Source organism: Pseudomonas sp. MWU349, from assembly GCF_017947325.1.
GTDB classification, from domain to species: domain Bacteria; phylum Pseudomonadota; class Gammaproteobacteria; order Pseudomonadales; family Pseudomonadaceae; genus Aquipseudomonas; species Aquipseudomonas protegens.
Genome location: NZ_JAFEVP010000002.1, coordinates 169,753 through 187,211, shown reverse-complemented (window position 1 = coordinate 187,211; position 17,459 = coordinate 169,753). Strand labels below are relative to the sequence as shown.

At 59.1% G+C, this 17,459-nt stretch carries 15 protein-coding genes; 12 read left to right on the top strand and 3 right to left on the bottom strand.

The window, feature by feature from the left end:
• The first annotated feature begins 183 nt into the window (after positions 1-183).
• From KCG88_RS08000 to KCG88_RS07980, 5 genes are all read left to right on the top strand, one after another.
• Positions 184-1,146 carry an SDR family oxidoreductase gene (locus KCG88_RS08000; RefSeq protein ID WP_210712196.1) on the top strand — a complete coding sequence of 321 codons (963 nt, stop codon included), beginning with the start codon at positions 184-186 and terminating at the stop codon, positions 1,144-1,146.
• Positions 1,147-1,234: 88 nt separating this feature from the next.
• The gene (locus KCG88_RS07995) at positions 1,235-2,254 is read left to right on the top strand and encodes a glycosyltransferase family 4 protein (RefSeq protein WP_210712195.1); all 1,020 of its coding nucleotides are present in this window, start codon (positions 1,235-1,237) and stop codon (positions 2,252-2,254) included.
• Between the two features lie 89 nt (positions 2,255-2,343).
• Positions 2,344-4,341 (top strand): nucleoside-diphosphate sugar epimerase/dehydratase, encoded by a 1,998-nt coding sequence (locus KCG88_RS07990; protein WP_210712430.1) that lies wholly within the window; start codon positions 2,344-2,346, stop codon positions 4,339-4,341.
• A 111-nt stretch (positions 4,342-4,452) separates the two neighbouring features.
• Complete coding sequence (locus tag KCG88_RS07985) at positions 4,453-4,782, top strand: helix-hairpin-helix domain-containing protein (protein ID WP_210712194.1); 330 nt, start codon at positions 4,453-4,455, stop codon at positions 4,780-4,782.
• A 201-nt stretch (positions 4,783-4,983) separates the two neighbouring features.
• The gene (locus tag KCG88_RS07980; RefSeq protein WP_210712193.1) at positions 4,984-5,778 is read left to right on the top strand and encodes an SDR family oxidoreductase; all 795 of its coding nucleotides are present in this window, start codon (positions 4,984-4,986) and stop codon (positions 5,776-5,778) included.
• Positions 5,779-5,803: 25 nt separating this feature from the next.
• Here KCG88_RS07980 and KCG88_RS07975 read toward each other — a convergent pair whose 3' ends face one another.
• Positions 5,804-6,364, bottom strand: coding sequence for a TetR/AcrR family transcriptional regulator (locus KCG88_RS07975; RefSeq protein ID WP_047288290.1), 561 nt, complete (start codon positions 6,362-6,364; stop codon positions 5,804-5,806).
• A gap of 191 nt (positions 6,365-6,555) precedes the next feature.
• Here KCG88_RS07975 and KCG88_RS07970 point away from each other — a divergent pair, with 191 nt between their 5' ends.
• Both KCG88_RS07970 and KCG88_RS07965 read left to right on the top strand, forming a co-directional pair.
• Positions 6,556-7,209 (top strand): GntR family transcriptional regulator, encoded by a 654-nt coding sequence (locus KCG88_RS07970; protein ID WP_210712192.1) that lies wholly within the window; start codon positions 6,556-6,558, stop codon positions 7,207-7,209.
• Between the two features lie 15 nt (positions 7,210-7,224).
• Positions 7,225-8,076, top strand: a complete 852-nt coding sequence (locus tag KCG88_RS07965) for a DUF1989 domain-containing protein (RefSeq protein WP_011062572.1) — start codon at positions 7,225-7,227, stop codon at positions 8,074-8,076.
• A gap of 44 nt (positions 8,077-8,120) precedes the next feature.
• Here the strand turns inward: KCG88_RS07965 and KCG88_RS07960 are convergent, their stop codons facing one another.
• Positions 8,121-8,288: a DUF2897 family protein gene (locus tag KCG88_RS07960; protein ID WP_011062571.1), complete on the bottom strand. Its 168-nt coding sequence runs from the start codon at positions 8,286-8,288 to the stop codon at positions 8,121-8,123.
• A 132-nt stretch (positions 8,289-8,420) separates the two neighbouring features.
• The gene (gene eat, locus KCG88_RS07955; protein ID WP_047288284.1) at positions 8,421-9,785 is read right to left on the bottom strand and encodes an ethanolamine permease; all 1,365 of its coding nucleotides are present in this window, start codon (positions 9,783-9,785) and stop codon (positions 8,421-8,423) included.
• Between the two features lie 342 nt (positions 9,786-10,127).
• On the opposite strand from eat, the gene kdpF reads away from it, so the two are divergent.
• From kdpF to KCG88_RS07930, 5 genes are all read left to right on the top strand, one after another.
• On the top strand, positions 10,128-10,217 hold the full coding sequence (kdpF, locus tag KCG88_RS07950; protein ID WP_019092894.1) for a K(+)-transporting ATPase subunit F: 90 nt from the start codon (positions 10,128-10,130) through the stop codon (positions 10,215-10,217).
• Positions 10,218-10,228: 11 nt separating this feature from the next.
• On the top strand, positions 10,229-11,923 hold the full coding sequence (kdpA, locus tag KCG88_RS07945) for a potassium-transporting ATPase subunit KdpA (RefSeq protein ID WP_047288283.1): 1,695 nt from the start codon (positions 10,229-10,231) through the stop codon (positions 11,921-11,923).
• A gap of 10 nt (positions 11,924-11,933) precedes the next feature.
• Complete coding sequence (kdpB, locus tag KCG88_RS07940; RefSeq protein WP_210712191.1) at positions 11,934-14,018, top strand: potassium-transporting ATPase subunit KdpB; 2,085 nt, start codon at positions 11,934-11,936, stop codon at positions 14,016-14,018.
• A 36-nt stretch (positions 14,019-14,054) separates the two neighbouring features.
• A complete protein-coding gene (gene kdpC, locus KCG88_RS07935) occupies positions 14,055-14,600 on the top strand; it encodes a potassium-transporting ATPase subunit KdpC (protein WP_210712190.1) in 546 nt (181 codons plus the stop codon).
• Between the two features lie 123 nt (positions 14,601-14,723).
• Positions 14,724-17,375, top strand: coding sequence for a sensor histidine kinase KdpD (locus KCG88_RS07930; protein WP_047288279.1), 2,652 nt, complete (start codon positions 14,724-14,726; stop codon positions 17,373-17,375).
• Positions 17,376-17,459 lie beyond the last annotated feature (84 nt).

Below are 17,459 nucleotides of genomic sequence, written 5' to 3'. Positions count from 1 at the left end.
ATGGCCGCGCTGCTGCTTGCGCGAATATCTTGAGCTGTGCGTGGGGTATTCTGCATTGCATTGAGGCTGGGATGGTTTTTTGATGGATAGTATGGCTCAGCAGGTCGTTGGCGGCGCATAATGTCATTTTCGCGTGTTTCAGATGTTACTCTGTGGCGCCAATTTTAGAAGGTACGGTAGATAATGGCCAGGATCCTTTTGACGGGAGCATCCGGTTTTGTAGGTGGCGCTGTTCATGAGTGTTTATCTAAAAATTCACCCCATAAGTTAACTGTTGTGGTGCGAAAGCCCATTCCGGCTTTAGCGGCTACCACGTCTGTTACTCAGGTGGAACAGATTGATGGTCTGACGGACTGGAGTTCGATATTGCTTGATTGCAATGTCGTAGTACATGCGGCTGACTGTGTCCATGTAATGCATGAATCCTCACTCGATCCTTTTGAGGCCTTCCGGAAGGTCAACGTGGAAGGGACGCTAAATTTGGCTCGCCAGGCTGCCCAGCGTGGTGTAGGTCGATTCGTTTTTATCAGTTCCATCAAGGTTAATGGTGAGGGGACATCACTCAATGTTCCTTATACTGCTGATGATGAGCCTGTCCCTACAGATCCATACAGTATTTCCAAAATGGAAGCGGAAAAAGGCTTGACTCTCATTGCCTCTCAAACGGGTATGGAAGTTGTAATTATTCGTCCAGTTCTTGTATACGGTCCTAGCATTAAAGCTAACTTTCTTAATATGATGCGCGGGTTGTGTAGGGGGGGGTCTTTACCTTTTGGGGTAATAGATAGTCGCCGGAGTTTGGGGGCATTAGATAATTTGGTGGATCTGATTGTTACGTGTGTTGAGCATCCGTTAGCTGCCAATCAGGTGTTTTCAGTTAGTGATGGTGAAGACCTTTCGACAACTGAAATGCTGAAAGGAATGGGTGGCGCATTGGGTAAACCTGCTCGTCTGCTGGCCATGCCTAGTGGTATCTTGAGTTTTAGTGCTACATTGCTGGGTAAAAAGTCTATTTCCCAACGACTGTGCGGTTCTCTTCAGGTGGATATATCAAAGAATCGTGAGCTGTTGAGGTGGTCTCCTCCTCTGGGTGTAGATAAAACACTTGATGCTACAGCGAAATACTTTATTGATAGTTGTGCTTGAGTTTTAACGCATTTAAAGAGGGTTTTGGTTTAAAGGGCGTAGCTCTAATGATTATCGATTTTTCATGCGCTTTAAGGATTAAAGTTACATGGTGATTTTGTTTTTTATGTTAGTGGTAGCCAGTGTTTCGCTTCTGCTAACTTGGGTGTTGCGACGCTATGCTCTAGCTCGGAGCTTAATGGACGTTCCCAATAGTCGCAGCTCTCATACAGTGCCTACCCCCAGAGGGGGAGGCGTTGCAATTGTCCTGAGCTTTCTGGCTGCTGCGCCTCTGCTGAGCGTGCTGATAGATGTTCCTCTGCTTTCCATAGGGGCTTTATGGGGAGCAGGTGCATTGATAGCTGTAGTTGGTTTTTTAGATGATCATGGGCACATAGCAGCGCGTTGGAGGCTGCTCGCGCATTTTATCGCGGCGATCTGGGCTCTGACCTGGCTAGGTGGATTGCCTGCGATTAATGTATTTGGCATGGATCTCAATCTTTCATGGTTGGGACATATCTGTGCAGTTTTTTATTTGGTCTGGATGCTCAATCTATACAACTTCATGGATGGTATTGATGGGATTGCCAGTGTTCAGGCAGTGAGTACATGTCTTGGTGCCTGCGTAATTTACTGGTTTGCTGATGCTCCATCATTGATCTGGCTGCCACTGTTATTGTCGATGGCAGTGCTGGGTTTTCTTTACTGGAACTTCCCTCCTGCACGTATTTTCATGGGGGACGCTGGCAGCGGTTTTCTTGGGCTTGTTCTGGGGGTTCTTTCCGTACAGGCAGCTTGGTCATCCTCGCGCTTTCTTTGGGTATGGTTGATTCTTCTTGGCGTCTTCATTGTTGATGCGACTTTTACTCTGATTCGGCGATTAGTTCGCGGAGACAAGGTCTATGAAGCACATCGTAGTCATGCTTACCAGTTCGCCTCCCGCCAGTTTGGTCGGCATCTACCAGTGACCTTGGCGGTCTTGGGAATCAATGCACTATGGCTTCTGCCAATCGCCATAGGCGTGGGGTTATTCGGGTTGGATGGTATTATTGGTCTGGTACTGGCTTACGCACCGCTGGTTTTTCTTGCTTTCAGGTTTCGGGCGGGTGAGTTGGAGAAAACAGGCTGATACTGCCTAGTATTCGAGACTGTCAAATAGGGCGCTTTCCATCAGTATGCAACATAGATCGAGGCTGAAGGCCGAGGTTCGAAAAAGGAATTATGGATAAGATACGAACACTTCTGTTGAGGCTCCCGCGGCGGCAGAAGAGGGTGCTGCAGGTGGTCACCGACATTTTGCTGGTGTGGGTTGCGCTGTGGATGGCATTTGTCGTCAGGCTGGGTTTTGACGATCTGAACAATCCTTTCATTGTGCATTTCTGGCTATTCGCTAGCGCTCCCATAGTTGCCATTCCTCTGTTCATTCGGTTCGGGATGTATCGCGCGGTTATGCGTTACTTCGGTAACGATGCTCTTATTGCGATCGTCAAGGCCGTAACCTTATCGGCTTTGACTCTCGCGCTGGTGGTCTATGTGTATAGCAATCACCAGACTGTGGTGCCGCGCTCAATCGTATTCAACTATTGGTGGTTGAGTATGGTGATGATTGGCGGACTTAGGCTGGCGATGCGTCAGTACTTTCTCGGCGACTGGTTCACCACTGCCCAGCATGTACCCTTTACCAATCGTGATGATGGTTTGCCTAAGGTGGCTATCTACGGCGCTGGAGCGGCAGGCAATCAACTGGTGGCCGCCTTGCGATTGGGGCGGGTGATGCGGCCTGTGGCTTTTATCGATGATGACGGCAGTATTGCCGGTCGGATGATCGCCGGGCTACAGGTGTATAAACCCAAGCATTTACAGCAAATGATTGATGACACGGGGGCAGAAGAGATTCTCCTGGCCATTCCCTCATCCAGTCGTAGCCGTCGAAGAGAGATTCTGGGGTATTTAGAAGGATTCCCCTTACACGTACGAAGTGTCCCCGGTTTCATGGATCTGGCCAGTGGCCGAGTGAAAGTCGATGACATTCAAGAGGTGGACATAGCTGACCTGCTTGGGCGTGACGCGGTCCCGGCTCAAGTTGACCTGTTGGCGCACTGTATCAAGGGGCAGACAGTTCTGGTAACAGGTGCTGGAGGGTCTATCGGTTCTGAGCTTTGTCGGCAGATTCTACTCCAAGGCCCTAGCACGCTAATATTGCTCGATCACAGCGAGTTCAATCTTTACAGTATCTTGTCCGAACTTGAACAGCGTGTATCGAAAGAGTCTCGACTTGTAAAACTATTGCCAATTCTTGGTTCGGTACGCAACTACGAAAAGTTGCTGTCAGTCATGAAAACCTGGAGCGTCGATACGGTCTATCATGCTGCTGCATATAAGCATGTTCCGATGGTAGAACATAATATCGCTGAAGGTGTACTTAATAATGTCATGGGGACGCTCAATACCGCGCAGGCCGCACTGCAATGTGGTGTAGCCAACTTTGTACTGATTTCTACGGATAAGGCGGTTCGCCCAACCAATGTCATGGGTAGCACCAAGCGACTGGCGGAGCTTACGTTGCAGGCGTTGAGCAAGGAGCCGGCCCCGGTTCTGTTCGATGATCTGTCAAATGTGCCACGGGTTAATAAAACCCGTTTCACCATGGTCCGTTTCGGGAATGTACTGGGCTCTTCAGGTTCTGTTATTCCGCTATTCCATAAGCAGATCAAGTCTGGTGGCCCATTGACGGTCACGCATCCAAAGATCACCCGTTATTTCATGACCATCCCAGAGGCTGCCCAATTGGTCATTCAGGCAGGTTCGATGGGGCAGGGCGGGGACGTATTTGTATTGGATATGGGCGAGCCAGTTAGAATTGTCGAGCTGGCAGAAAAAATGATTCATCTTTCCGGGCTGAGTGTTCGCTCGGAGAAAAATCCTCATGGTGATATCGCGATTGAATTTACTGGCTTGCGGCCTGGTGAAAAGCTTTACGAAGAGTTGCTGATTGGAGACAACGTCGCCGCTACTCAGCACCCGATGATCATGAGTGCCAACGAGGATCATCTATCGTGGGAAACACTCAAGCTGAAGCTCGCTGAACTCCTTGCAGCCCTTGAGTTGGACGACTATGCAAGAGTTCGCCAGTTGCTTCGCGAGACCGTAAGTGGCTACACACCGGATGGTGAAATCGTCGACTGGGTCTATCAGCAGCGTCGTCTCAAACCTTGAATCTACATAAGCAGTAACTCTCTGGCTTTTGATTTGCTCGTGGCATCAACCTAGGTTTGGAAGGCAGCTTTGGAAAGCTGCTTTCCTTACTCGATGTCATGGAGCGTCACTATGCGTAACTCTTTTTTCACCTCATTGATCTTTGCTTTTCTCGCCAGCTTTGCACTTGTCACTCAGGCCGCGCCGGGCCCCAAGGCCCAGCCCGGTTCTGTGCAAGTGGCGGAGCAGGCGCCAATGCAAGCAAGCAAGGTCAACCTCAATACGGCGGATGAAGCTGTGCTGCAACGCGAGCTTTTTGGGGTGGGGGCTGCCAAGGCCAAGGCGATTGTCGCTTATCGGGAAGAAAATGGGCCCTTTGCTTCGGTGGACGAGTTGCTGGAGGTCAAGGGGATTGGGAGGGCGATTCTGGAGCGAAATCTGGATAAGCTCGAAGTCAATTGAGTTCTCTCCCCATAACCTTTTAAGGCCGGTCTCTGACCGGCCTTTTGCGTTGCATGAATGGGGTAGCTGGCAGTGAATTCGTATCGCCTGGATTGATTATTTCATGATGATGCGAAAATATTATGATAATAATATTTTCGGGTGCCAGATGTTTTTGGCCGAAGGCGTTCATTACTTTCATGCATTGTCAGGAGTCCAGCTATGAGTTCGATTCAATCCAAAGGTACTGCATTGGTCACTGGGGCCTCATCCGGTATTGGAGCGGTTTATGCCGATCGACTGGCGGCGCGAGGTTTTGATTTGTTGCTGGTTGCTCGGGATGAGGGACGTTTGAAGGCGGCAGCCAATGCGTTGGGCGATAAATATAACGTTCAGGTGGAGGTGTTGAAGGCGGATTTGACGCTTAAAAAGGACCTGCTGAATGTCGAGCAACGTTTGCGCGACGACTCCCGTATCAGTCTGCTGCTGAACAATGCGGGAGTAGCTGCCAACGGGGCTTTGGCTGGCGCCGACCTGGATCAGACGGAGCGCATGATTCAGCTCAATGTCGTGGCACTGACCCGGCTGGCCGCGGTGGCAGCAACGAGTTTCTCTGCGGCTGGGCGCGGGACGATTATCAATATTGCCTCGGTGGTAGCCCTGATTCCTGAACGTTTCAACGCGACTTATAGTGCAACCAAGGCATACGTACTCAGCTTGACTCAGTCACTGCAGGCCGAGTTGAAAGACAGTGGGGTTCGTGTCCAGGCGGTCTTGCCGGGTGTCACTCGTACCGAGATCTGGGAGCGTTCAGGGCTGGATGCCAAGGCCATTCCGGCGGAAATGGTGATGGAGGTACAGGAAATGGTCGATGCGGCGTTGAGCGGCTTGGATCAGGGCGAGTTGATTACATTGCCTTCGCTACCCGATCCTGCGGATTGGCAGGCTTTGGTGGCGGCACGCTTGGCTCTTGGCCCGAATCTGTCCAGGAGCAGTGCGGCCGCTCGCTATAAATAAGGAGAGTAGGTTGGAGCGGATCGCTTCAGCGCCGCTCCTGTTGCTTCAGGCCCTCGCGAACCACCTCCAGTATCCGAGTTCCCAGCTCCGGGTTTTCCACGCTGCGAGAAAGCATGAGTGCACCGACCAAGGTGGACATTAGCATCAGGCTTCGCTCGGCTTTCTGTTCGCCTTCCAGCACCGCTTCTAGTTGTTCGAGCCTGGTGTTGAGCACCTCATCTGTAGTCGCACTGGGTTGCCCACGTTGGCCAAGTTCCGAGCTCATGGTCGGTAGCGGGCAGCCTTGATGAGGGGACTTCTGGTGCCACTCGCAGAGGTAGTTATCGATAAAGGCTGGCAGCGGATGCTCTTGTGCGAACAGTGCAGCGCAATGGGCGTCCAGCTCTTGGGCGGCGGCACGCAGGGCTTCTTCTACCAGTTCATCCTTGGACTTGAAGTGGGAATAGAAGCCGCCATGAGTCAACCCCAGGGCTTTCATTAGGGGCTGTAGACCTGTTGCGCCTATCCCGTCACGCCGAAAACGTTCTGAAGCTTCCTTGATAATGCGTTGATGAGTCTGGGCTTTATGGTCTGGCGAGTAACGCATTTGAGAAACCTCCGCAACTAGAAGGCCATTTTAACCAAGGATTATCAGATCATGCCCCAACTTCTCGGCAGGGATTATCAGCGTTGACAGCGTCACGACAGCTTCTCATGAGGGCGCAAGGACTGATTAAGTTGGCACGATAAGTGATTACCTGTTGTTCACAAATTGTTGAACAATTGCGAGGTGCCCTCATGAGCGACGGACTCTCCCTGGCTGACCACATTACCGTGGAACTTCGGGCTGACATCATCGGTGGTCGTTTATTGCCCGGGATGGCGCTGGTGGAAAGCGATCTGGTCAGTGCCTATAACGCCTCACGCAATACCATCCGTGAAGCCCTGCACCGCCTGGGGCAGGAAGGGTTGACCTGGTACGTGCGGCACAAAGGCGTAGTGGTCCGTCGCCTTGGTGCTGATGACGTGCGGGATCTGTTCCGAGTGCGCCGTACCCTGGAGTTGCAGGCCATCGTCAATGCCCGCCCGCTACGCGAGTACCAGTCCGATCGCATGCTCAATGCCATCGAAGCGGCAGAACTTGCCCGGGAGCGGGAGGATTGGCGCGCCGTGGGAACCCATGGCCTGCGTTTTCACCAGCATGTGGTGGGGTTGCTGGGCTCGCCACTGTTCGATGAATTCTTCACCAACGTGGTGGCGCAGTTGCGCCTGGTGTTTTGTACGGCGCCGGATGAGGCGCGGTTTCAGGCGCCCTGGCTGGTCCGCGACCGACAGATCCATGAATGGCTTCTGGAGGGGGACAAGGCTGCGGCCACCGAGGCCATGGAGTTGTATCTGGATGACTCGGAACGCCTGCTGTTGGACATGCTCGACCAACCCCAGTGTCACTGAAAGAGGGCGATACCCATGTACAAAGACTATCCAGCGGCTTATCAGGTCAGCAAAGGTTCGGCGCTACAGGTGGACAAGGCGTTTTACGAACGCATTCGGCACAATCAGGGCCAACGCCATCTGATCGAGCAGTTCGAGGTTCCAATCCGTACCGGGCGCGCCTGGAAGGTGCCCGCCGGGCACGTATTTCGGGTGACCACTCCGGTAGGGCCGCAGGTGGGCGACTTCAACGTGTGGAATGCCAACGATCCGCGTGAGCGCCTCTGGGCTGCGCGCACTCGGCAGTTGCAGGGTGCGCATGTCAGTACCCACGACCGGCTCTGGTCGAACCTGCCTTTTCTGCGGCCGCTGGTGACCATCACCGATGACAGCCTGGCCCATTACGGAATCGACGAGCATGGTGGCCGCCTGCACGATCTGCTGGGCACCCGTTGCGACCCCTATGTGAATCGCATGCTCACCGGCGAGGACTTTCACCATCACTGCCATTCCAACCTGACGCGGGCAGTGCTGCCTCATGGCCTGACCGAGTTCGATGTGCATGATGTGTTGAACATCTTCCAGTGCACGGGCCTGAACCATGACGACATGTATTTCATGAAGGCCTGCCCGGCGCAGAAGGGGGATTATCTGGAGTTCTTCGCCGAGATCGACCTGCTCTGTGCATTGTCGACGTGTCCGGGCGGAGATCTGTCCTTGCCGATGTGGGGGCCTGAAGCCCAGGATCCGTTAAGCGTGTGCCGTCCACTGGGAGTGGAAATCTATCGTCTGGACGAATCGCTGCTCGAAGGCTGGAGCCAGCCGCAACGTGCAGCCTATAAGGGCCAGCACGGGTTGCACATTGCCAAGGCCGAATGGGAGCGTTGAGGCTCCAGGCAGCCCCTGCACGTTAGGGTGAAGGGGCTGTAGGCTTAACGATCCTGCGCTTCCTTGGCATCCATTTGTGCGTTGCGCTCGGCCACGCGCTTGCGTTGCTCATCGGTCAGCTCGACCTTGTTGGCGGTGTCGCGCAGCATCATCAAGCCGCCAACGATAGAACCGATAGCAACCACCAGAATCAACCAGGCATACCAGGGCATAGGGCTCTCCTTAATGGGCAGTAGCCCGCAGGCGAAGGTTCGCCTTCGGGCCTGCCTATAACGCTTTGAGTTAAAGCGCTTCGCAGTGGTTCCATTGTATGCCTGATCCGCCTGGCACGAGCAGGGCGCTGTTCAACGGCCGGTGAGCATGGCGTCCACCGGTGCGTCGGCCCGCAGTTGCCCGGTCAGCAGGAAATAGATGAAGCCCAGGGCCATGAACACCAGAAATATCAGGCCGATCAGGGCATTGAACCAGGCCATGGCCACCAGGCAGACCGCGGCCAGCGCCAGGGCAATGGCCGGCACCAGCGGGTAGCCCGGGGCGCGGAAGCTGCGTGGCAGATTCGGTTCCGCCCTGCGCAGTTTGAACAGGCTGAGCATGCTCATGATGTACATCACGATGGCACCGAACACAGCCATGGTGATCATGGCGGCAGTGAGGGTCATGCCGCCAAGGTTGATCAGGCCATCGCTGTAGATGGCGGCGATGCCGATCAGGCCGCCGGCGATGATCGCCCGATGTGGCGTCTGAAAGCGCGAGAGCCTGGCCAGGGAGGCAGGCAGGTAACCGGCCCGGGCCAGGGCGAAGAACTGGCGCGAGTAGCCGAGGATGATCCCGTGGAAACTTGCCACCAGGCCGAACAGGCCGATCCATACCAGCATGTGCAGCCAGCCGGAACTATCGCCCACAACGGTCTTCATCGCCTGGGGCAGCGGGTCGTTGATATTCGACAAGCTGCGCCAGTCCCCCACGCCGCCGGCGAAGAACATCACCCCCATGGCCAGCAGTACCAGGGTCAGTATGCCGCTGATATAGGCTTTGGGAATGGTGCGCTTGGGGTCCTTGGCTTCTTCGGCAGCCATGGCCGCACCTTCGATGGCCAGGAAGAACCAGATGGCGAAGGGAATGGCGGCGAACATCCCGGCAATTGCCGGGGCGCCGAAGGCGTCGGCGCCTGCCCAGCCGTTGAGGGCGAAGTGGCTGAAGCTGAAGGCCGGGGCCACCACCCCCATGAACACCAAAAGCTCGGCTACCGCCAGCACGCAGACCACCAGTTCAAAGGTGGCTGCCAGTTTTACCCCGAGAATGTTCAGGCCCATGAATACGATGTAGGCGCCGACCGCGGCATGTTTCGGATCCAGGGCCGGGAATTGCACGTTCAGGTAAGCGCCGATGGCCAGGGCGATGGCGGGAGGGGCGAAGACGAATTCGATCAGGGTGGCCAGCCCTGCGATCAGGCCGCCTTTTTCACCAAAGGCGCGGCGGCTGTAGGCAAACGGGCCGCCGGCGTGGGGAATCGCCGTAGTCAGCTCGGTGAAACTGAATATAAAGCAGGTATACATGGCCGCCACCATCAGCGAGGTCACGAGAAACCCCAGGGTTCCTGCTACGCCCCAGCCATAGCTCCAGCCAAAGTACTCCCCGGAAATCACCAGTCCGACTGCGATGCCCCATAAATGCAGCGTGCCCAAGGTGGGCTTGAGTTGTGTGTTCATCGGTTGCTCCCTGAACGAATAGGACGTGCTCGCGGCTGTTCTGTGCAGTGCCCATGCCAGTTCTTGAAGTACCGTCGTAAAGCACCCAAAGCTGTCGTATCGAGGATGTTTCGCCGATTTTCAGCACCATTGACCTTAAGTGCATGGGGGCGTGATGCCTCGCATCGGGGCAGCCGCGCTCCAGAGGCGAGCGAGGCGCCTCATCGCCCCTCGTAAAGGCTGTATGACGCCAGTCTTTACGCTTTCTTTATGCGCTGCCCGCCCCGTCGATCTCGTTCCTTTACAGGCACCCTGCGGACAATGTCTGCATTCGCGGCAATCGCCGTACCACGGAGACATTCCATGAACATTCTGGACGCGGTGTCGCTGCTGCTGGCAGTGGGCCTGTTCATTTATCTACTGGTTGCGCTGCTGCGCGCGGATCGGAATTAGGAGCTGCGGTTATGCACAGTTATGACTATTGGCTGATCCTCGCCTTCTTCGCTCTGGTGCTGTTGCCCGCACCTTGGCTGGGGCGATTCTACTACCGGGTCATGGAGGGCCAGCGTACCTGGCTGACCCCGGTCCTGGGCCCGGTGGAGCGTGTCTGCTATCGGGTCTCCGGGGTCGATCCGCAGGTTGAGCAGAGCTGGCAGAAATACACCCTGGCTCTGCTGGCCTTTAACCTGGCCGGGTTTGTCCTGCTGTTTGCCATCTTGCTGTTTCAGGATCACCTGCCGCTCAATCCACAGCATCTTCCGGGGCAGGAATGGACGCTGGCGTTCAACACTGCCGTCAGCTTCATGACCAACACCAACTGGCAGTCCTATAGCGGCGAAGCCTCCCTGAGCTACCTCAGCCAGATGGTCGGCCTTACCGTGCAGAACTTCGTCAGCGCTGCCACCGGGCTGGCGGTGCTGGTTGCCTTGTGCCGCGGCATTGGCCGGCGTTCGGTGCGCACCCTGGGCAACTTCTGGGTCGATATGACCCGCGCCACCCTCTACGGCCTGCTGCCGCTGTGCCTGCTGCTGGCGCTGTTCCTGGTCTGGCAGGGCGTGCCCCAGACCTTCGCCCATTACGTGGATGCCCTGACCCTGCAGGGCAATGACCAGGTCATTCCGCTGGGCCCGGCCGCCAGTCAGATTGCTATCAAACAGCTGGGCACCAACGGTGGCGGTTTCTTCGGCGTCAACTCGGCGCACCCGTTCGAGAACCCCACGGCCTGGAGCAATCTGTTCGAACTGGTATCGATCATCCTGATTCCGGTGGCCCTGGTGTTCACCTTCGGCCATTACGTCAAGGACCTGCGTCAGAGCCGGGCGATCATCGCCTGCATGTTCGCCTTGTTCCTGATCGGCGGTGCTACCTCGCTGTGGGCGGAGTATCAACCCAACCCGGCGTTGCAGAATGCAGCGGTAGAGCAGGCTGCGCCCCTGGAAGGCAAGGAGGCCCGCTTCGGCACCACTGCCACGGTGCTCTGGTCGGTGACCACTACTGCGGCCTCCAACGGTTCGGTGAATGGCATGCACGACAGCCTCAACCCGCTGAGCGGCATGGTGGCGCTGATCAACATGATGGTCGGCGAAGTGATCTTCGGCGGCGTCGGCGCGGGCCTCTACGGCATGCTGCTGAACGTGTTGATCGCAGTGTTCCTGGCCGGGCTGATGATTGGTCGTACCCCGGAATACCTGGGCAAGAAGCTCCAGGCCAAGGAGGTGCAACTGCTGGTGGTGACCCTGATGGTGATGCCCGTCGGCGTGCTGGTGCTGGGCGCACTGGCCGCCAGCCTGCCGGGGCCGGCAGCAGCCATCAGCAACCCGGGGCCCCATGGTTTCAGTCAACTGCTGTACGCCTACACCTCGGCCAGCGCCAACAACGGTTCGGCATTTGGCGGTTTCAGCGCCAATACCCCGTTCCACAACCTGATGCTGGGCCTGGGCATGCTGATCGGTCGCTTCGGCTACATCCTGCCGGTGCTGGCCCTGGCCGGCAGCCTGGCGATGAAGAAGACCGCACCCATCGGCCAGAACAGCTTTCCCACCCATGGCCCGCTGTTCGTGGCCTTGCTGACCGTGACCATCTTGCTGGTGGGCGGCCTGACCTTCCTGCCGACCCTGGCGCTGGGCCCAATCGCCGAACACCTGAGCATGGGCTTCTGAGGACCTGATGATGAATATGCATGTTCCTGCCTCGAACAAAACGGCCGATGCGCTCGCCAAGAGCCAGCCGGCCAAGGCCGAAGTGGCGAGTACCGCAATTTCGGCCCTATGGCGCCCGGCGCTGGTCCAGGCCTTCGTCAAGCTTGACCCGCGCCAGTTGCAGCGCTCGCCAGTGATGCTGGTGGTGGAACTGACAGCGATCCTGACCACCGTGCTGTGTTTCATCCCGGACACCGCGGTGCCGACCTTCGTCGCTGCCCAGATTGCGCTCTGGCTGTGGTTCACAGTGCTCTTTGCCAACTTCGCCGAAGCGCTGGCGGAAGGCCGCGGCAAGGCTCGCGCCGACAGCCTCAAGGCCGGCAGCGAGGGCTTGAGTGCCCGCCGCCGGGCCAGCGACGGCAGCTATCAGTTGGTGCCGGCGGTCAGTCTGCGCAAAGGCGACGTGGTGCGGGTCGAAGCCGGCGAAATGATTCCCGGTGATGGCGAGGTGATCGAAGGCATCGCCGCGGTCAACGAAGCGGCAATCACTGGTGAATCGGCTCCGGTGATCCGGGAATCCGGCGGCGATCGTTCGGCGGTGACCGGCAATACCCGGCTGGTCTCCGACTGGCTGCTGGTGCGCATTACCAGCAACCCCGGCGAGTCGACCCTGGACCGCATGATCGCCCTGGTCGAAGGCGCCAAGCGGCAGAAGACGCCCAACGAAGTGGCCCTGGATATCCTGCTGATCGGCCTGACCCTGATCTTCCTGCTGGTGGTGGTGACCTTGCAGCCCTTCGCCCACTTTGCCAATGGCAGCCTGCCGCTGGTGTTCCTGGTGGCGTTGCTGGTGACCCTGATCCCCACCACCATCGGCGGCCTGCTGTCGGCCATCGGGATTGCCGGGATGGACCGCCTGGTGCGCTTGAACGTGATCGCCAAGTCCGGGCGCGCGGTGGAGGCGGCGGGGGACGTGCACGTGTTGCTGCTGGACAAGACCGGCACCATCACTTTCGGTAACCGCCGTTGCAGCGCCATCTACCCAGCGCCGGGTGTCAGTGCCCAAGTGCTGGCCGAAGCGGCTTTGATGGCCTCCCTGGCGGACGACACCGCCGAAGGCAAGTCCATCGTCGAGTACCTGCGCGAGCTTTATCCACAGCCCGAGCCGGGCAGCGATCTGCTGACGGCAGTGCCTTTCAGCGCTGAAACCCGACTGTCCGGGGTCGACTACCAGGGCCGGGTCTATCGCAAGGGCGCAGTGGATTCGGTGCTGAGCTTCGTCGGCCTCAAACGCAGCGAGCTGGCCCCGGCCCTGTCCCGGGAGATCGACAAGATCGCTCAGAGCGGCGGCACCCCGCTGCTGGTCTGTGCCGAGGGCCGGATGCTCGGCGCTATTCACCTCAAGGACGTGGTCAAGCCCGGCATTCGCGAGCGTTTCGCCGAGTTGCGCAAGTTGGGCATCCGTACCGTGATGGTGACCGGCGACAACCCGCTGACCGCCGCGGCCATTGCCGCCGAAGCCGGAGTCGACGATGTGCTGGCCGAGGCCACGCCGGAGAAGAAGCTGGCGCGCATTCGCCACGAGCAAAACGACGGGCGTCTGGTAGCCATGTGCGGTGACGGCGCCAACGACGCACCGGCATTGGCCCAGGCCGATGTCGGCATGGCCATGAACGACGGCACCCAGGCGGCGCGCGAGGCGGCCAACATGGTCGACCTGGACAGCGACCCGACCAAACTGCTGGATGTGGTGCAGATCGGCAAGGAACTGCTGGTGACCCGGGGTGCCCTGACCACCTTCTCCATCGCCAACGACGTGGCCAAGTACTTCGCCATCCTGCCTGCGCTGTTCGCGGCGATTTATCCACAGCTGGGGGTGCTCAACATCATGGGGCTGGCCAGCCCGCAGAGCGCCATCCTTTCGGCCATCGTGTTCAACGCCCTGATCATCGTGGTGCTGATCCCCCTGGCATTGCGTGGGGTGCGGGTGCAGGCGGCCAGTGCCGCGCATCTGCTGCGGCGCAACCTGCTGATCTACGGCGTGGGTGGCATTGTCGTGCCCTTTGTCGGGATCAAGCTGATCGACATGCTGCTGACCGCGCTGCATCTGGTGTAACCGGCCTGCAGATCTGAACGAATCGAGGAGTGAGAAATGACTAGCGTAGTGCGTCCGGCCTTGAGCCTGATTGTGTTGATGACCCTGATCACCGGTGTGGCCTATCCCCTGGTGGTGACCGGCGTGGCCCAGCTGGCCTTCCCGGAACAGGCCAATGGCAGCCTGGTACGCGATGCCGACGGCAGGGTGCGGGGTTCGGCCCTGATCGCCCAGGAATTCGTCGGTGACGCCTGGTTCCATCCACGCCCTTCGGCGGGGGCCTTTGCCACGGTATCGAGTTCTGCCAGCAATCTGGCGCCGAGCAATCCGGCCCTGGCCACGCGGGTGATCCAGGATGCCAACAAGCTCCTGGTACCGGGGCAGGGGCCGGTGCCCCTGGCATTGCTGACCACTTCGGGCAGCGGCCTCGATCCACACTTGCCACCGCAGGCAATTGACTATCAACTGGCGCGGGTCGCGGCGGCGCGCAACCTGTCGCCAGCCAAATTGCAGGCCTTGGTGGACGCTCATATCGAACGGCCGTTGGTGGGACCGCCGGTGGTCAATGTACTGGCCCTGAACCTGGCACTGGAACAGTTGTAGCCGTTGCCGAACCCGGAAGGCTGCAAAATGCCCCGCAGGAGCTTCCGGCCCCAGAGAGCGCTAGCAAACGCAACTACAGTGAGCGCAGATTGAACCGAATGTCTTGTCGCAGAGAGAAAGCCCATGAGTGATTCCGGTCGCGCCGACGCGCTGCTAGCCGAGCTGCCACGGGACGGCCGCGGCCGGCTCAAGGTGTTCCTGGGGGCCGCCCCTGGGGTTGGCAAGACCTACGCCATGCTCCAGGCGGCCCATACCCAACTGCGCCAGGGGGTCAAGGTGCTGGCCGGGGTGGTAGAGACCCACGGCCGCGCCGAAACCGAAGCCTTGTTGAGCGGGCTGCCCCAGCAGCCCTTGGTGCGTTCGGAATATCGTGGGGTACTGCTGGAGGAAATGGACCTCGACGGCCTGCTCAAGGCCAAGCCCAAGCTGGTACTGGTGGACGAGCTGGCCCACAGCAACGCCCCGGGCAGCCGGCACGCCAAGCGCTGGCAGGACATTCAGGAATTGCTGGCGGCCGGGATCGACGTCTTCACCACGGTCAATGTCCAGCACCTGGAAAGCCTCAATGACCAGGTGCGCGGCATCACCGGGGTCCAGGTCCGCGAAACCCTGCCTGACTGGGTGCTGCAAGAGGCCTATGAGTTGCTGCTGGTGGACTTGCCGCCCCGAGAGCTGCTGGAGCGTCTGCGGGATGGCAAGGTCTACGTGCCGGAGCAGGCGCGGGCGGCGATCGATGCGTTTTTCACCCAGACCAACCTCACCGCCCTGCGCGAGCTGGCGATGCAGACCGCCGCCGCCCAGGTGGACAATGACCTGGCCCAGGGCTATCGCCAGCTGGGGCAGGCGGCACCGGCGGTGCGCGGGCGGCTGTTGGTAGGTATCGACGGCGATGCCCAGGCCGAGCGCCTGGTGCGTCACGCCAGCCGTGTGGCCCAGCGTCGCCACCTGCCCTGGAGCCTGGTGCATGTGGATAACGGCCGGTTGCGCGACGAGCAGGCACGCTTGCGCTTGCAGGCCGCTCAACAATTGGCCGAGCGCCTGGGCGGGGAAGTGGTCCTGTTGCGCGCCGGCGAGGTAGCCAAGACCCTGATCCAGCACGCTGCGGAGCGTCGCGCCAGCTTGTTGCTGGTGGGCCAGTCCAGGCGCCGCTGGCGTCGACGCTGGTTCGGTGGCGGCCTGGCGGCGCGCTTGCTGCGCAATGCCGATGGCCTGGAAATCAATGTCCTGGACAGCGAGCCCCAGCCCCATCAGCCGGGCCTGCGGGTCAAGCATTCGCTGGTCTGGTTCGACTATGCCCTGGCGGTGCTGGCCACCCTCCTGGCCAGTGCCCTGGCCTGGGGGGTAGCCAGTGTCCTGCCGTTGCCGAACATTTCCCTGGTGTTCCTCGCCGCCGTGCTGCTGGTGGCGGTGCGCAGCAGCCTTGGGCCGGCCCTGGCTTGCGCGGCGCTGTCCTTTCTCAGTTATGACTTCCTGTTCATTCCGCCGAACTTCTCCTTGGCCATCCAGCGTGAAGAGGACGTGCTGACCCTGCTGTTCTTCCTGCTCATGGCCGCGCTGACCGGCAATCTGGCGGCCCGCCAGCGCCGGCAGTTGCAGGCCTTGCGCGATACCCAGGAAGAAACCAGCGAGCTCTTGGACCTGTCGCGCAAGTTGACTGCCGCCACTGACCGGCAAGCGGTGATCAGCGCCGCGGCCCAGCATTTGAATGGCCGCGACGAGTTGCGTATCTGCCTGATCAACCGCGATGGGCAGGGCGGATGGAAAGTCGAGACCGGTGGTTCGCCGCAGTTCTCCGAGGCCGAGCGCGCCGCCGCCGACTGGGCCTGGCAGCATGACCAGCCGGCGGGGCTGGGCACTGGGACCTTGCCCTTTGGCCGTTGGTGGTGGTGGCCCTTGTCGGTGGATGACGGGCCTTTGGGCTTGCTCGGGGTCTGCCCCCGTGAAGGCGAGGAGTTCAGCGGCCAGCGCCGTCGCCTGCTCACCGCGCTGAGCCAGCCATTGGCCCAGGCCCTGGCCCGGGCGCGGCTGGCCGAGGATCTGGAGGCGGCGAGGCTGCGCGGCGAGACCGAGCAGTTGCGCAGCGCCTTGCTGGCTTCGGTATCCCATGACCTGCGCACACCGCTGACCTCAATGCGCGGCAGTATCGACAGCCTGCTGGCCCTGGGGGAAGCGATCCCCCAGGAAGATCGGCGAGAGCTGCTGGAGGGCACGCGGGATGAGGCCGAACGCCTGGACCGCTATATACAGAACCTGCTGGACATGACCCGACTCGGCCATGGGGCCTTGAAGCTGGCCCGGGACTGGGTCGCGCCGGGGGATATCGTCGGCAGTGCCCTGAACCGCCTGCGGGCGGTGCTGGCGCCGTTGCAGGTGGCCACCGAACTGCCTGCGGACTTGCCCTTGCTTTACGTCCATGCGGCGTTGATCGAGCAGGCGCTGGTCAATGTGCTGGAGAATGCTGCCCGCTTCTCGCCGCCCCAGGGCCATCTGCAGTTGACGGTCAGTGCCAGCGAACAGGAATTGAGCTTCGCCGTCAGTGATGAGGGCCCGGGGATTCCCGAGGATGAGCGGGCAAAGATTTTCGACATGTTCTACACCGCTGCCCGTGGCGACCGCGGCGGGCAGGGTACCGGCCTGGGCCTGGCGATCTGCCAGGGCATGGTTGGCGCCCATGGCGGGCATATCAGCGTCGCGCAGGGCATTGGCGGCAAGGGGACATGCATTACCTTGCACCTGCCGTTGCAGACCCAGCCGGAGCTTGAGTCCGACCTGTGAATACCTGTAGAAAGCGCTGCGGCCTTGCCGCGTCAACGCCACACGGATGCGGCATGCCTTGCGCTACGCTTTTGCCTCTTAATT

What these genes read in the sequence shown, in the direction of transcription:
- KCG88_RS07930 (WP_047288279.1), top strand. Translation starts at nt 14,724, where the DNA reads ATGAGTGATTCCGGTCGCGCCGACGCGCTGCTAGCCGAGCTGCCACGG.
- KCG88_RS07965 (WP_011062572.1), top strand. Translation starts at nt 7,225, where the DNA reads ATGTACAAAGACTATCCAGCGGCTTATCAGGTCAGCAAAGGTTCGGCG.
- KCG88_RS07980 (WP_210712193.1), top strand. Translation starts at nt 4,984, where the DNA reads ATGAGTTCGATTCAATCCAAAGGTACTGCATTGGTCACTGGGGCCTCA.
- eat (WP_047288284.1), bottom strand. Translation starts at nt 9,785, where the DNA reads ATGAACACACAACTCAAGCCCACCTTGGGCACGCTGCATTTATGGGGC.
- KCG88_RS07985 (WP_210712194.1), top strand. Translation starts at nt 4,453, where the DNA reads ATGCGTAACTCTTTTTTCACCTCATTGATCTTTGCTTTTCTCGCCAGC.
- KCG88_RS07975 (WP_047288290.1), bottom strand. Translation starts at nt 6,364, where the DNA reads ATGCGTTACTCGCCAGACCATAAAGCCCAGACTCATCAACGCATTATC.
- kdpA (WP_047288283.1), top strand. Translation starts at nt 10,229, where the DNA reads ATGCACAGTTATGACTATTGGCTGATCCTCGCCTTCTTCGCTCTGGTG.
- kdpF (WP_019092894.1), top strand. Translation starts at nt 10,128, where the DNA reads ATGAACATTCTGGACGCGGTGTCGCTGCTGCTGGCAGTGGGCCTGTTC.
- kdpB (WP_210712191.1), top strand. Translation starts at nt 11,934, where the DNA reads ATGAATATGCATGTTCCTGCCTCGAACAAAACGGCCGATGCGCTCGCC.
- kdpC (WP_210712190.1), top strand. Translation starts at nt 14,055, where the DNA reads ATGACTAGCGTAGTGCGTCCGGCCTTGAGCCTGATTGTGTTGATGACC.
- KCG88_RS07995 (WP_210712195.1), top strand. Translation starts at nt 1,235, where the DNA reads ATGGTGATTTTGTTTTTTATGTTAGTGGTAGCCAGTGTTTCGCTTCTG.
- KCG88_RS07960 (WP_011062571.1), bottom strand. Translation starts at nt 8,288, where the DNA reads ATGCCCTGGTATGCCTGGTTGATTCTGGTGGTTGCTATCGGTTCTATC.
- KCG88_RS08000 (WP_210712196.1), top strand. Translation starts at nt 184, where the DNA reads ATGGCCAGGATCCTTTTGACGGGAGCATCCGGTTTTGTAGGTGGCGCT.
- KCG88_RS07970 (WP_210712192.1), top strand. Translation starts at nt 6,556, where the DNA reads ATGAGCGACGGACTCTCCCTGGCTGACCACATTACCGTGGAACTTCGG.